Annotated in this window: 9 protein-coding genes and 4 pseudogenes; 9 read left to right on the top strand and 4 right to left on the bottom strand. The window is 57.4% G+C overall.

Features of this window, described 5'->3' with window-relative positions:
* Positions 1-2,307 carry a molybdopterin-dependent oxidoreductase gene (locus EL098_RS14345; RefSeq protein WP_126356879.1) on the bottom strand — a complete coding sequence of 769 codons (2,307 nt, stop codon included), beginning with the start codon at positions 2,305-2,307 and terminating at the stop codon, positions 1-3.
* A 421-nt stretch (positions 2,308-2,728) separates the two neighbouring features.
* On the opposite strand from EL098_RS14345, the gene EL098_RS14340 reads away from it, so the two are divergent.
* The 5 genes and pseudogenes from EL098_RS14340 (at position 2,729) to EL098_RS14320 (ending at position 8,189) form a co-directional block, all read left to right on the top strand.
* Positions 2,729-3,709, top strand: coding sequence for a sugar ABC transporter substrate-binding protein (locus tag EL098_RS14340; RefSeq protein WP_126356878.1), 981 nt, complete (start codon positions 2,729-2,731; stop codon positions 3,707-3,709).
* A 32-nt stretch (positions 3,710-3,741) separates the two neighbouring features.
* Positions 3,742-5,246 (top strand): annotated as a pseudogene (locus tag EL098_RS14335) (sugar ABC transporter ATP-binding protein).
* A pseudogene (locus EL098_RS14330) lies at positions 5,243-6,230 on the top strand (ABC transporter permease). Before EL098_RS14335 ends, EL098_RS14330 begins: the two co-directional pseudogenes overlap by 4 nt.
* A gap of 16 nt (positions 6,231-6,246) precedes the next feature.
* A pseudogene (locus EL098_RS14325) lies at positions 6,247-7,237 on the top strand (ABC transporter permease).
* A 7-nt stretch (positions 7,238-7,244) separates the two neighbouring features.
* Complete coding sequence (locus EL098_RS14320) at positions 7,245-8,189, top strand: carbohydrate kinase family protein (protein ID WP_126356877.1); 945 nt, start codon at positions 7,245-7,247, stop codon at positions 8,187-8,189.
* Positions 8,190-8,221: 32 nt separating this feature from the next.
* Here the strand turns inward: EL098_RS14320 and EL098_RS14315 are convergent, their stop codons facing one another.
* The 3 genes from EL098_RS14315 to EL098_RS14305 are packed head-to-tail and all read right to left on the bottom strand — an operon-like array spanning position 8,222 to position 11,398.
* Positions 8,222-9,250 (bottom strand): 2-hydroxyacid dehydrogenase, encoded by a 1,029-nt coding sequence (locus tag EL098_RS14315; protein ID WP_126356876.1) that lies wholly within the window; start codon positions 9,248-9,250, stop codon positions 8,222-8,224.
* Entirely contained in the window at positions 9,247-10,743 is a 1,497-nt protein-coding gene (locus EL098_RS14310) for an FGGY-family carbohydrate kinase (protein ID WP_126356875.1), read from the bottom strand. Before EL098_RS14310 ends, EL098_RS14315 begins: the two co-directional genes overlap by 4 nt.
* 43 nt (positions 10,744-10,786) lie before the next feature.
* Positions 10,787-11,398, bottom strand: coding sequence for a methylthioribulose 1-phosphate dehydratase (locus EL098_RS14305; protein ID WP_126356874.1), 612 nt, complete (start codon positions 11,396-11,398; stop codon positions 10,787-10,789).
* Between the two features lie 248 nt (positions 11,399-11,646).
* Here EL098_RS14305 and folE2 point away from each other — a divergent pair, with 248 nt between their 5' ends.
* The 4 genes and pseudogenes from folE2 (at position 11,647) to EL098_RS14285 (ending at position 14,903) form a co-directional block, all read left to right on the top strand.
* Complete coding sequence (gene folE2, locus EL098_RS14300) at positions 11,647-12,576, top strand: GTP cyclohydrolase FolE2 (RefSeq protein WP_126356873.1); 930 nt, start codon at positions 11,647-11,649, stop codon at positions 12,574-12,576.
* Positions 12,566-13,126, top strand: coding sequence for an LbetaH domain-containing protein (locus EL098_RS14295; protein WP_126356872.1), 561 nt, complete (start codon positions 12,566-12,568; stop codon positions 13,124-13,126). The genes folE2 and EL098_RS14295 overlap by 11 nt, the downstream gene beginning before the upstream one ends.
* 26 nt (positions 13,127-13,152) lie before the next feature.
* Positions 13,153-13,926, top strand: a complete 774-nt coding sequence (locus EL098_RS14290; protein ID WP_232012220.1) for an ABC transporter ATP-binding protein — start codon at positions 13,153-13,155, stop codon at positions 13,924-13,926.
* 16 nt (positions 13,927-13,942) lie between these two features.
* A pseudogene (locus EL098_RS14285) lies at positions 13,943-14,903 on the top strand (ABC transporter substrate-binding protein).

The raw sequence follows: 14,903 nt of genomic DNA, 5'->3' as shown, positions 1-14,903 counted from the left end.
TCAGGCCACAAAAGCAGGAGGGTCAAACGCGGTAATCGGCGGGAGTGCTTCGCGCCAAAGCTCAATTTCCACCCGGCAGCTTTGGGCGCTACAGCCCTGGCCCAGACGGGAAGAGCCCCGGTCCTCGGTCAGCACGTTCGGGTTGCCATGTTTATCCAGCGAACCGGGGGTTGAAGGATCCTGCGGGTCGTACCAGGCTCCGGTAGAGATCTGGACGACGCCGGGCAGGATCCGATCGCTGATGTGAACGCCTGCCAGTATCGCACCGCGGCCATTAAAGACCTTCACGACTTCTCCTTCCTGTATGCCGCGCTTTTGAGCATCCTGCGGATGCATCCACAGCGGCTCGCGCCCCTGGATTTTGGTTGCCCGGCTCACGCTGCCGTGATCGTACTGGCTGTGCAGCCGGGTACGCGGCTGGCTGGAAAGCAGGTGCAAAGGCCACTCTTGCGCCTGCTTTTGCTGGTAATCAGCCTCTGCTTCATCCCAGAACGGATAGCCCGGACATTCCCGGTAGCCGAACCCGGCAACGGTTTCTGAATAAAGCTCGATTTTTCCCGACGGCGTGGAGAGGGGAAAACGCTCGGGGTCTGAACGGAAATCGGCCAGAAAGATTTGGGGTTTGGCTGGCGGGGTAAACTCCAGTTTTCCCTGCTCCCAGAATATGTCGAAAGGTGGAAGCTCGATGCCGTCTTCCTGCGCTCTCTCCCGTGAAGATTCATAAAGATGTGGCAACCAGTCGGCGGCGCTACGTCCTTCGCTGAAGGCTTCTTCAAAACCCAGCCTCTTTGCCAGTGCGCAGAAGATGGCGTAATCATCCCTGGCCTCAGCCAGCGCCGGTATTTGCTGGCGCATCGCGATCATAAAGCCGTCCTGGCTGCCGCTGCCGATATCGTCGCGCTCCAGCGAAGTGGTCACCGGCAACACTATGTCGGAAAATTTCGCCTGCGCCGTCCAGTATTGTTCGTGGGCAACGACGGTTTCCGGGCGGCGCCAGGCCTCAACCAGGCGATTGATATCCTGATGATGATGGAAGGCGTTGCCGCCCGCCCAGTAGACGAGGCGAATATCGGGGTAACGGCAGACCTTGCCGTCAAATTCATACTCGCCGCCGGGATCCAGCAGCATGTCCGATAAACGGGCGACGGGGATCGCCGTTTTTACCTTGTTCTCACCGGCGGGAAGGCGAGGGCCTGAAAAGGGGACCCGCGCGGCACCGGCGAGATTGGTACAGGCATAGCCAAAAGCGAGGCCTCCGCCGGGCGTACCGATCTGACCCAGCAGAGAGGTTAGCGCCACGGTAGCCCAGTACGCCTGTTCTCCCTGACGGGCGCGCTGAATGGACCAGGAAATATTGATCATGGTGTGCTTGCCCGCCATGGTTCGAGCGAGCGTTAAGATTTGTTCCGCATCAATGCCGGTAATGCCGGCCGCCCAGCCTGCGGTTTTCGGCACGCCGTCAGGTTCGCCGAACAGGTAGCGACGTAGCTGCTCGAAGCCAACGGTGTGGCTGTTGATAAAGGCCGCATCGTACAGCGATTCTGCAATCAGCGTATGGCAGAGCGCCAGCAGCAGCGCCGTATCGGTGCCGGGGCGTATTGCCAGCCAGCGGGCGCTCTCCACCGCGCTGAGATCGTTTTGCACCGGGCTGATATTCACAAACTGCACGCCGTTTTGCTCAAGACGTTCCAGCCAGTGCTTCAGCATATGGTCGTTTGCGCCGCCGCCGTTTATCTGAGCGTTTCTGAGCGGCAGTCCGCCGAGGGCGACAAACATCTCGCAATGTTCTGCCAGCACCGAGAAATGCGTATGTTGCTTATGCAGCGGGCTCAATGGGCCAAGAATGTGCGGCAGTACTCTTTCACCGGCCGCGCTGCTGTAGGTATTTGTGCTGGCGGTGTAGCCGCCAAAACCTTTAAGAAAGCGGTGCAGCTGGCTTTGTGCATGGTGAAAGCGTCCGGCGCTGGCCCAGCCGTAAGAGCCGCCGAAAATAGCTTCGTTGCCGCAGCGTTCCTGCACTGAGCGGAGATCCCGGGCCAGCAGATCTAATGCCTGTTCCCAGCTTACCTCGACAAAGGGCTCTTTACCGCGCCCTTCGCGAGACGCGGGGCCATTTTGCAGATAGCCCAGTCGAACCGCCGGGCGGCGAATACGCGTATTGCCCGTGACAGACTCCACCAGCGACTGGCCTATACGGGAGGGATTTTTGTCCCAGGGCACGGGAGAAAGGGCGGCGATGCGTTCGCCTTCGGTGGTGACCTGGTAGGTCCCCCAGTGCATTACCGCGAGCTGATGTTCCGCTTTCATGTTTGTACCACGCGTGGTTGATAGCGCTAAAGCGGCATCATAAGGGGAGGCGAGCGCAAAGTTAAAATCAGCGTTGCCATCAAAAATGAGGTAAACAGGGTAAACTTCAGCGAATACTGTTTTGTTTATATCCGCTGGCAGGATTTATAATTAATTGGCAAGAATATATCGTCTTTTAATTTTATTTTGAGGTGTTTTGTTTTTGTCATTTAAACAATTAACCCATTTCTCTTGTGTGGTTGAATTATTTTCTTGTTGCATGTTTTACATGTGTTTTTTTCAAGTGCATTGGCCGCATTCTAAAGTGCGTTAAAGACAGGGTTATTAAAGTATAAGATATATCTATTTTTTATTTTGGCTTAATAAGGCTTGTTGTCATGCTGTCGCTTTAGTGAACTATAAATATAGGATAACTATCGCAATGAAGTTTAAAAAAAGACTTTTGTCTGCTGCCCTTGGCCTGGTGTCGCTGGCATCCGGTAGCGCTTTCGCCGCAGACACGCTTTCACTCCAGGGTAAAACAATCGGCGTAGCTGTGGTAGGCACCCAGCACTTTTGGGATCGCGAAGCCTACAAGGGCGCGACCGAAGAAGTTGAAAAACTGGGAGGTAAGGTTATCGGCGTTGATGGCGGCAGGGACAACCAGGTTCATGCCAATAATCACGATATTCTGCTGTCCCGTAAGGTTGATGCGGTTATCAGTATTTTGGGAGACAGTGCCGTTGAGCCAAAATTTAAAGCGCTGCGCGATGCTGGTATTCCGGTATTTACCGTGGATCATGTTTCCCAGTATTCCGTGAATAACACCACGTCTGACAACTACACCCTGGGGTCAACCATTGGACGCTATATGGCTGATGAACTTGGCGGAAAAGGTAACGTTGCGGTATTTAATGCGTTCTCCAGTTCATTACGCATTTGCGGCATACGTTATGACCAATGGAAATATGTCCTGAAGGACTACCCTGGCATTAAAATTATTCAGCCGGAGCTGGCGGAGCAATTTGCTAACTCGCCGGAAGATGCACGTAAGAAAACCCTCGAATTACTCAGCCAGTATCCAAAAGGCAAGCTGGATGCTATCCATGTAGCCTGCTGGGACCAGCCGGCTATCGGTATTGTTCAGGCGCTGGAAGAGACCGGACGTGATAAAGACGTGAAGGTCACCGCTATCGACGCAGGGCCGGAAACGCTGGAGATCATGGCCGAAAAAGAGAGCCCGCTGGTGGCTAACGTCGCCCAGCAGCCACACCTGATCGGCCAGACCTCCGCCGAAAACGTAGCGCGCTATTTCGCAGGCCAAAAGCTGCCCGTCCAGACCTTTATCCCGGTGATCCCGGTGAAAGGGCCGGATGAAGCCAAAGCCGTGTACAAAAAACTGGGCTACGGTGAACTGAAGTAGTGAATGCTGCAACAAACCAACGCGGTCTGGTCATGGACCGTATCAGTAAACGCTTTGCCAATGTGACCGCGTTAAACGCGGTCACGCTGACGATTGGACCCGGCGAAATCCACGGGCTCATCGGTGAAAACGGCGCAGGCAAATCTACTTTAATTAAAATTCTTGCCGGGGTTTACCAGGCTGATGGCGGCACGGCCACGCTCGACGGCGTACCGCTTCCGCTTGGTAAGCCTGCGGCCATTGAGGCCCAGGGAATACGAGTTATTCACCAGGAGCTCAATCTGATCCCACACTTCACCGTTGCCGAGTCGGTGTTTCTGGGGCAGGAATATCGCAGAGCCGGCGGGCTGCTTGACAGCCGCCGGATGAGGCAGGCTACCAGAGACTTTTTCCTCGGCACCTGGCAGCTGGATCTTGATCCCGATCGCCTGATCCGGCAGCTCAGCCTTGCCGAGCGTAAGCTGGTGCAAATCGCAAGAGCGCTGATCGATGGTGCGGCTAAGCTGGTCGTTTTTGATGAGCCTACGGCGCCGCTTGAGGCTCACGAGGCAAGCCTGGTCTCCGAGGCGATACTGCGGCTCAAAGAGCAGGGCATCGCCATTCTGTATATCTCCCACTATCTCAACGAAATCGCCTCGCTGTGCGATGCGGGCACCGTGCTGCGCAACGGAGAAGTGGTGGGTTACCCGAATCGCGAGCTGCTGCAGGATACTGACGCCGTCATACACATGATGGTGGGCAGAGAAATCGACAGGCTTTATATCCCTCGTGAGCGCGAGGCTGATGCCACCACGAGCGAGCAGCCTTTGCTTTCCGTGCGCTCACTTTCTGACGGGCAGCAGCTCCGGGACATCAGCTTTGAGATCCGTAAAGGGAAATTGTTGGCGTTGCTGGCCTGCTGGGCGCGGGGCGAGATATCCTGGTGGATACGCTTTACGGGCTCAGCGTGGCAAAAAAGGGCGAGATAGTGATAGAGGGGCGCCCGCGCCGGATTCGCTCTCCGCGGCAGGCTATCCGAGCCGGTATGGCGCTAGTGCCTCGCGATCGCAGGCATCAGGGGCTAATTCTGCCATTTTCAGCCTCCGATAACATTAACCTGGCATCGCTGCCGGATACGGCAACCTTCGGCTGGGAGCACCGCTCAAAGGCGCTCAAAAAAGCCCGTGACTGGATTGAGCGGCTGAGTATTCGCCCGGCGCTCCCTGAGCTGCCGGTGCGCTTTATGAGCGGCGGGAATCAGCAAAAGGTGATTCTTGCCCGCTGGCTGGGGACAAACGCAAGTCTGTTTATTCTTGATGAGCCCACGCTCGGCGTCGATATTGGCGCACGCAGCGATATTTATCAGCGTACCCGCCAGCTTGCCGAACAGGGGCGTTCGGTGCTGGTCTCTTCCAGTGACGCTACCGAACTGCTTGGCCTGTGCGACCGTATTCTGGTGATGTGGCGTGGGGCGCTGGTGGCGAATTTATCGACCGAGGGGCTGACGCTTGACGCGCTGCTGGCAACGATTAACGGTGGGCAGGAACATCCGCTATGAGCACTCAAATTCGTCGTTTTACTCTACGCCGCTCCTTTGGGCTATTTGAAAAATTCCCGCTCCTGCTGTTTGTTGGCCTGCTGGTATGGCTGAGCATTCAGTCTCCGTGGTTCCTGAGCTGGCAGAACATCAGCCTGATGCTGGTACAAAGCGTGCCGCTGGCCATTCTCAGTTTTGGCCTGGTTTGCGTGATTGCCGCAGGAGGAGATGACGTTGTTACCGGCGGCATTGATCTCTCGCTGCCGGCGATTGCCGTCTTTGGCGTGGCGTTGCTGAGCCTCGGTATGACCGAGTGGTTAACGCCCTGGCCGCTGTTACTGCTGCTGGTCGCTGCCCTTAGCCTGCTGTGTGGTGGAATTAATGCGTTATTAGTGCTGATTGCCGGATTGCCGCCGTTGCTGGCTACGCTTTCCACTTCAGTGGCGTTTACCGGCCTGGCCGATCTGCTTACCGGGCAGCGTCGAATCAGCGTCAGCGATCCGCTGATGGTGGCGTTCCGTGACGGAAGCGTGCTGGGCATTCCTTATGCGCTGGTTTATCTGCTTCTGGTGTTCGCTGGCTTCCAGCTTCTGCTGCACCACACCCGTTTTGGCCAGCATTTGCAGGCTACGGGCGGAAGCAAAGATATGGCGCAGATGTCCGGGCTCAATGTGCGCCGCCTGATCCTGTTGTCATGGCTTATTGCCGCTGTGGCCGCCGGTCTGGCGGTCTTCCCGCTGCTGGCACAAGGGTCAGGCAGCTCCAGCGGAACCGCTACGCCTCTGCTGATGGAGACGGTGCTGGCAACCTTCCTGGGCGCGGCGTTTTCGCGTCGCCGGGTGGTCACCGTGTGTGGGGCATGCTGGGGGCTATCCTGGTCAACGCCTTATCTAACGGCCTGGCCTGCTGGGGGTAAATATTTTCTGGGTAGGCGCGATTAAAGGCGCGCTGATACTTGTGGTGCTGGCGGCTTCTGCCCTGCAGCAGAAGGGAGCAAATCAATAATGAAAGTCTTTCTGCTCTGACGGCGGCGCTTCCGGCCAGTGAGTCCGGGAAAAAGCCGCTGGCCTTGCTGTCACGCGCGGGATTCGCGCTGGTGACGCTGTTTTTTATCGTCCTGTTCAGCTGGTCTAATCCGGTCTTTCTGACGCTGGATAACTGGAGCAATTTGCTTCAGGGCAGCGCCATTCTGCTGATTGTGGCGCTGGCGATGACGCTGATTGTCAGCGCCGGCGCTATCGATCTTTCCGTCGGCGTGGCCATCGACTTTGGCGCGATGATGGCATTGATTGCGCTGAAAACCTGGCAACTGCCGTGGCAGGTGGCGGTGCTGTGCGCCCTGCTGGGCGGGGTGGCGATCGGCCTGATAAACGCTTTTCTTATTCTTGCCTGTCGCATCAGGCCGTTTCTGGCAACGCTTGGCACCTGGTTTATTGCCAGCAGCGCCGAACGTATATACACCGACGGTGGCGGGGCGATTTCCTGGCGGCGCATGGCCCCGGAATATCACGATTTTAGCGGTGGGCAATGTTGGGGGATCCCTACGCCGGTGCTTATCGTTCTGCTGGTCTGGCTCGCCGCCTGGCTGCTGACCGAGCGAACGCTGTTTGGCAAGCGAGTGCGTGCGATTGGGCCAAAACAGCGAAGCCGCCCGTATCGCCGGGATAGCGGATAAGCGAACGTTCTTCTGGGTGCTGATTGCCGCCTCGGCAATGTGCGCCGTCGGCGGCATTATTTTGTCCGCTAACCTGCGCCAGTTTACGCCGCTTGCCGGGCAGTCTTACCTGATGGACGCCATTGCCGCCGTATTTATTGGCACCGCATTTCAGCGGCAGGGGCGCGTGAGCATGGGCGGCACGCTTGGCGGCGTGCTGTTCCTGGCGATTATTGATAATGGCCTGAACCTGATGGGGCTGAACTACCTGGTGAAAGACGCGCTGGTGGGCGTGATCCTTGTGGTAGCCCTGGCCGTTTCATTCTGGCAGGCGCGACTGCGCCAGCAGCAACGGTGAGGGCGCTATGAGTAAATTTGACGCCGTTTTTGTTGGCCTGACCATCCTGGATATTGCCGGCCGCCCGGTTGTGGAGATCCCACAGGGCGGGGGCGTACAGTTTATCGAGCAAATACGCCTGAACCCTGCGGGAACGGCGGCTGGTGCGTTGGTGAATGCCGCAAAGCTGGGGATCCGCACTTCAACCGCAGCCTGCCTTGGCGAAGATGAAAAAGCCGAGTTTATTCTTGGCAGCTATCGGCGCCTGGGCATTGATTGTTCATTAATCCAGCGCACTGCACGCAAAGAGACATCGGCGACGATTTTGCCCATTCGCCCCAACGGCGAGCGGCCGGCGCTGCACTGCCGTGGCGCGTCCGACGAGCTGTTCGTCGATGAAGCGTCTTTTGATGCCGTGCTGGACACGCGTTACCTGCACCACGGCGGCACCGGGCTGCTGGCGGCCATGGATACCGGCCAGAGCGCCCGTTTGCTGGCCGCGGCTAAAGCTCGGGGCGTCATCACCAGCTTTGATTTAATCGCCCCTGATGAAACCACGCTCGCACTGCTACGCCCGCTATTACCGCATGTGGACTATTTTATGCCGGCCCTGGAAGAAGCGGCATTTATCTCCGGGCTGGAAGAGCCAGCTGAGATCGCCGATTTTTTCCTCACTCTGGGGGCCGGATGCTGCATTTTTAAAGACGGTGTGCGTGGTTCCTGGCTATTCAGCCGCGAGCAGACACATCATATTCCTACCTATCGCGTAGCGGCCAGCGACACAACAGGCTGCGGCGACGGCTACTGCGGTGGGTTTATCGCAGCACTGGCGCGGGGGCTTCCTGTGGAACAGGCCTGCCAGGTCGCTTCTGCGACCGCCGCGTTGGTAGCAACCGGGTTAGGTTCGGATGCTGGGGTGGTAAGCTGGGAGCAGGTGCAGAACTTTATGGCGACGACGCCTTTATTCGAGTGAAGAAAATCAGGCTCCAGAGCCTGATTTTTATCTTAGCGCCAGGCGTACAGCAGTGGCTCTCCGGCAACAAAGCGCTGGAGATCGGCGGCAATCATCGCGGTGTGCTTCTGGATGCTTTCCCGAGTGGCTCCGGCGATGTGCGGAGTAATAATCACGTTATCCAGTTCGCTGATAAACGGATGCTCGCGCCACAGCGGTTCCTGATGGTAAACGTCCAGCGCCGCGCCGCCGAGTGGCCCATGGCGTAAGGCTTCGATAAGATCGGCCTCCACGATGACGGAGGCGCGGGAGGTATTAATCAGCTTCGCGCCCGGCTTCATGCTTTGCAGCAGCGAAGCGTCGACCAGACCTTCGCTGTGCGGCCCGCTGCTCAAATGCAGGCTAACGATATCTGACTCGCGGAACAGCGCTTCCAGCGTGGTTTTATGCAGGCCCGGCTCGTCGATATCTTCGGCGGCGACAAACGGATCCACCACCAGAATATTCATGCCAAAGGCGCGTGCTATGCGCGCCACGCGGCGACCAATATTACCGTAGCCAAGCAGCCCCAGCGTTTTGTTGCGCAGCTCGCCGCCCTTAAAAACTTCGTAAGGACTTTCCGGACTGACGTCCCACACCACATCTTTGCGCAACCCGGACTGGGTATGCTGCTCGCTCTGGTTTTCGCGAGTAAATTCTCCTCGCTTCAGGGCGGCATGCGACTGTGGAATATGGCGCATCAGGCCAAGCATCAGGCCCAGGGTAAGTTCAGCTGCGGCATCTGCGTTGCGTCCGGGCGTATAGAGGACGGTGATGTTGCGTGCGCGAGCAGCCTGGAGGTCAATATTTACCGGGTTAGCGCGGGTGCAGGCGATAACTTTCAGTTCAGGGCAGCTGTTAATCACTTCTGCGGTGATATCGTCATAGCTGGTGACAAGCACTTCGGCATCATGGGCGAGATCGATAATCTGCGATGGCTGAAGTTTAGGTTTACCGATGGCCCAGCCCTCAATAACCAGCTCGCCCAACTGGCGAAAAGGTTCAAGACTTCCTGCGTACTCGGCGGTAAAGACGATTTTCATTGTTCATTATCCTCAGAAAAGCTTTGTAGGGCCTGGTGCCTGGCCTGCCACACCGGCTGGAGCTGTTCGCGCAGCAGACGGAAGACCGGGAACAGCGCCCGATAGACCGCATGGGCCTGAGGCTGTGGCCGATAGCGGGTCTGTTCGATAGCCGGGTAGCTTTTATAGGCACCCACGCTGCGGGCGGCAAGCAGCGCCGCACCTCGGGCGCTGAGTTCGTTAAAGTGGCTGGCGATGACGGTTCGCCCCGTGCAGTCGGCGATAATTTGCAGCCACGTGGCGGAGGCCGCGCCGCCGCCGGTGAGATAGAGGTCGCCTTCGCTGGCATACCCGGTCAGCGAATCGACAATGGCATAGGCGAGCCCTTCAAAAACGGCGCGCTGAAGCGCCGCACGGGACGTATGCTGGTCGATGCCAAAGAACCCTGCGCGGGCGGTCGGGCTGTAAAACGGTGCGCGTTCGCCGTTCAGATAAGGCTGCCAGAAGACGCCTCCGCTGCCCGGAGGGATAGCGGCAATCTCTTTTTCCAGCGCGACCAAATCCGGCGTCAGCGAAATATGCTGCTGCAGCCAGTCGATATTGGGTGTGCCTGCCTGCATAGGGAACAGGTTGATAAAACTTCCCGGCTCAGTATGGGTCACAAAGCGGGTGCCGCTGCTGACGGTTTCTCGCCCGTGGCAAACTACGCCGGTACAGCAGGTAGTGCCGAGGATGGTGTAGATATCGCCATCATGAATCGCGCCGCAGCCCAGCGCTGCGCTGCACACGTCGAGTGCGCCAGCTGCGACTGGGGTACCATGCGGCAGGCCGCACAGCAGAGCGGCAGCTTCGCTTAAGCTTCCTGCCGGAGCATCAGGGCGAAGCAAAGGGGGAAAACGAGTTTTCAGGTCATCAATGCCCAGAGCATGAAGGGCGAAATCAGAAATCTCACCGCTCGTCTGGTCCAGCAGCGAGGCGCTGGTATCGGTAAGCTCAAGGGCCGCGACCTGGGTCAGGCGAAAGCGAATCCAGTCTTTGGCAAAGAAGACATAGTCGGCGGCGGCCAGACGTTCGGGTTGGTTACGCTTGAGCCAGCAAAGCTGAAGGCTGGTATTGCAGGGCTGCAGCTGGGATCCGGTTTCGTCGAACAGCGCTTTATCGAGGCCGGGTGACCGCAGCAGCTCGTCCATTAATGCACGGCTGCGGGTGTCGCTCCAGAGGATGCCCGGGCCCACCGGATTACCGTGTTTATCGCTTAGCCAGACCCCTTCACCCTGTCCCGCCAGGCCTATCGCTTTCAGTTGCCCCTGCTGCAGGGCAGGAGAATCAGCCACTTCCCGCAGCGTGCGCACTACCGACTGCCAAAGTTGCTCCATGTCCTGCTCGGCGTAGCCCTGTGGAGACAGGGTTGGCGAGGTGTTCTCCGCTGCGCTTGCCACGGCGTGGAAATTGCTGTCAAACAGCACGGCTTTTACCCGCGACGTGCCGATATCAATACCCAGGAAATACTCCATACCGCAAGCCTCACGCTATCGAACAGAATCAGGAATAAGACGATTAATCAAGCTCGTACAGGCGACGCTGCATTTCACATTCAAACAGGAATTCGAGCCCTTCAAGCTGGCGACGCGCTTCGTTCACGTCCTTCCCCCAGCAGGTGAGGCCGTGGCCGCGCAGCAGGAAACCATAGTTCAGCGGGGTATGCCCGGCATGCTGCTCAATACGTTTTGCCAGCGCATCGATATCCTGATCGTTATCGAAAATAGCAATTGGCACCGTGTTAAGGTGCGACTGCTGGCCGGTAAGGGTTTTTTGCATTTCATAGCCGCTAATGTTCAGAGTCGGGCCTTTCTCAATACGCGACAGCACGGTAGCGTTGACGGTGTGCACGTGAAGCACCACGTTTGCCTCCGGGAAGAGGCGATAAACCAGGGTATGCAGTCCTGTTTCGGCGGAAGGTTTACGCCCTGACGGCGCCTGGCTGGTGGCAATGTCCACCTGGAGGAAATCGTCGCTGGTCAGGCTGCCTTTATCGCGCCCGGATTCACTCAGCCAGCACCACTCCGCATCCTGGCGAATGGACATATTGCCGCCGGTAGCGGGGGCCCAGCCCTTAGCGCCAATCCAATGACAGGCGGTGACCAACTGAGCGAGTCTTTCTTGCCACATACGGGATTCCTCAATACTTTTAATTTAACAGTCTAGCCGTCTAAATGGCTGTTTACATGATGCTATCATTGTGTGAACAGACGAGCAACACTTGCCGGGCGATAAGATATATCGAATAACTCCGCGGTTTTTCACCGAGTTTTCTACTGTCAACGGCGGATTTTTTCCTGGGGAGAAAACTGCCGCTTTGCATCGCTGAATATCGTTATGTTATAACGTAACAAATTTGCGATAAGATGATGCACACCATGACGGTAATACCCACGCTTTGCCCCAAAACCCTGCCTGATATTCAGTCGCTAAGAAGTCACGAATTCGACATGGCCCTGTCATGGGTCGGCATGGAACAGATCGATCTCCCGGTGGAGATTGCAGGGCGCCCGCTAACGGCGAAAGTAAACGCCGGGATTAATCTTCTCAGCACGCCTGAAGCCGAGAAGGGGATCCACATGTCCCGCCTCTACCTGCTTCTGGACGAGCTTACCCAGGGCGAGATTACCCCCGCCGCGCTGCGTACTTTACTGGGAAAATTTCTGGTTTCTCACCAGCGAAGCAGCAGCCGCGCCAGCGTTGAAATCATGGGCGAGCTGCTGCTGTCCCGCCGATCGTTAACCTCTAACCACTTTGGCTGGAAGGCTTATCCCATCCGCGTGCTGGCCGAGCGTGAGGAGACGTTTGCCGTCACCCTGGAAGTGGGGATCCCGTATTCCTCTACCTGTCCGGCTTCGGCGGCGCTCAGCCGTAATCTCGCGCAGCAGCAGTTTCAACGAGACTTTGGCGAGCGAAGCGGCGGCGTCACTGTTGAAGAGATGATGGCCTGGCTGGGTGAGAAGGGAATGCCCGGCACGCCCCACAGCCAGAGAAGCTGGGCTTGGGTCCGTTGCCAGCTGAAGCAGGATGTTACCACTCTGCCGTTTCTGGAACTTATCGACCGCTGCGAAGCCGCGCTTGGGACGGCGGTGCAGACGGTGGTTAAGCGCGGGGATGAGCAGGCGTTCGCCAGGGCAAACGGGCAAAACCTGATGTTTTGTGAAGACGCGGCCCGCCGCCTGAACAAGGCGATGCTGGACGCGCCTTTTAGCGCTGCTTTTAGCCTTCGCGTTGAGCACCAGGAAAGTCTCCACGCTCACAACGCGGTGGCTCGCATTCACTGGACAGGAAATCACCATGCTGCGTAAAAACCCCTCCGGCCACCTTCCACAGGTCTCCGCTAAAGCTTATATCGATCCCACGGCGGTAATTTGTGGCCGGGTCATTATTCATGACTATGTGTATGTCGGGCCCTATGCGGTGATCCGGGCCGACGAATTGAACGCCGAAGGGGATATGGATCCTATCGTTATCCATTCCCATTCGAATATTCAGGACGGCGTCGTTATTCACTCTAAAAGCGGCGCGCCGGTCACTATTGGTAGCGGCACGTCGATCGCCCACCGGGCAATTGTTCACGGCCCTTGCCGGGTAGATGAACGCGTGTTTATCGGCTTCAACAGCGTGCTGTTTAACTGCCACGTGCGAAGCGGCTGCGTTATTCGCTACAACGCAGTGGTGGATGGCGTGACGCTGCCGAAGCAAACCTATATTCCGTCCACCGAGCGCGTGGGGCCGGAGTCTGATTTAACGCAATATTCACGTGTTGATCCTGCGTCGGTGCAGTTTTCTGAAGAGGTGGCCAACACCAACGTCAAGCTGGTGGAAGGTTATCAACTGCTGCGCAATGAGTTCTGAGTATGCCCCTTTCATCCACGGAGTTTATGCCTGAGCTAAAAGTTGCCCTGCGGTCGATTGCCCGTCCGCAGGGGGCTAGCTGGCCGGTGACGATAGATTTTCAACTGCTGAAAGGGGAACGGCTCGCCGTGATTGGGCCTAACGGCAGCGGCAAAACCTCGCTGCTGCGGGCGCTGAGCCAGGAGCTAAAAGCCGAAGGAGAAATCACGCTGGCGGGGCGCGCCTTAAATAAGCTGCCGCCGCCGCTGAGGGCAAAGCTGATTGCGGTGATGTCGCAAAACGATGCTCCGGATTTGCGCCTGTCCATCGAAGATTATGTCGCGCTGGGGCGGCTGCCTTTTGCCAGGGATATGCCGGAGCCCGAACATCGCTGCATTGTTTGTGGGGCGATGAAAGAGGCCGGTGTGCTGGGTATGCGCCATAAATCGCTGGCCTGCCTGTCGGGTGGTGAACGCCAGCGGGCTATCCTGGCGCGGACGCTGGCGCAAACTTCGCGGCTGCTGCTGCTGGATGAGCCGACCAATCATCTGGATTTGGCGGCAAGGGAAGAGCTGCTGATGCTGGTGAAAGCCCGGGGCACCACGGTGATTGCCGTCCTGCACGATCTTAATCTCATTGAAGGGTTTGCCGACAAGGTGCTTATTTTGTCTGCGGGACAACAGCAGGCTTTTAATGCCCCCGGCACGGCCTTAAAAACGGAAACCCTTCGTCCCGTCTTCGGCCTTGATAGCTTCACCGTTGAGCATCCGGGCGAGCCTGGCAGGCGGGTCCGTTTTTTTGAATCCTCGCGCCAACAGTAAATTTTCAGGGATCGCTATGATGTTAAAAATTGTCACCGGCATACTGCTCGCCTTTACTTCCACCGCTGTCCTGGCCTCCGGATTCCCCGTTACCGTCAAGAGCTGCGGTAAACCTGTGGTGTTTAACGCTGCGCCAAAGCGGGCGGTGATAAACGACCTGAACATGTCGGAGATGGCTTTTGCGCTCGATCTGCAAAAGCAGATTGTGGGCCTGACCGGCATTTCCGGCTGGTACAAAATGACGCCCGAGTTTAAGCAGAAAATGGGCGCTATCCCCGAGCTGGCGCCGAAATACCCGTCGCTTGAAACGCTGCTGGCCGCCGAGCCTGATTTCTTCTTTGCCGGCTGGAATTACGGAATGAAAGTGGGGGGGCGACGTCACGCCCGAAAGCCTCGCGAAGTACGGTATCAGGACTTTTGTGCTGAGCGAAAGCTGTGCGATTTCCGGCGAGAGCAAAAGCAAAGCGACGATGGACCTGCTTTATAGCGATGAGCTTACGCTGGGCAAAATTTTTGGTAAACAGGAGGCTGCGCAGAAGCTGGTTGATGGCTGGAAAGCTCGGCTTGCGGCGCTCCCTAAAGCGCAGCAGGGAGCCAGACCGCTGAAAGTCTTCGTCTATGACTCCGGTGAGGATAAACCGTTTACCAGCGGAAAATACGCCATGCCGCAGGCCATTATCGAAGCCGCAGGCGGGAGAAACGCCATGGAGGCGCTGGATACCAGCTGGGGCACCACGTCCTGGGAAAGCGTTGCGGCAGCAGAGCCGGACGTGATCGTTTTGCTGGATTACCAGAACGGCGGCGGCGCTGATTCACTGCGTCAGTTCCTTGAGCGGCACCCGCTGATGAAGCTGACTCCGGCGGTAAAACAGCATCGCTATCTTAAGCTGCAGTACGCAGAGTTAACGCCCGGCCCGGCAAACATTGCTGCGGTGGAAAAGCTTGCCCGGGTGTTGTATGAGAAATCCCCGCAGTGA

The organism is Cedecea lapagei (genome assembly GCF_900635955.1).
GTDB classification, from domain to species: Bacteria; Pseudomonadota; Gammaproteobacteria; order Enterobacterales; family Enterobacteriaceae; genus Cedecea; species Cedecea lapagei.
The sequence above is the reverse complement of the archived record's forward strand: the minus strand, read 5'-3'. Positions and strand labels throughout refer to the sequence as shown.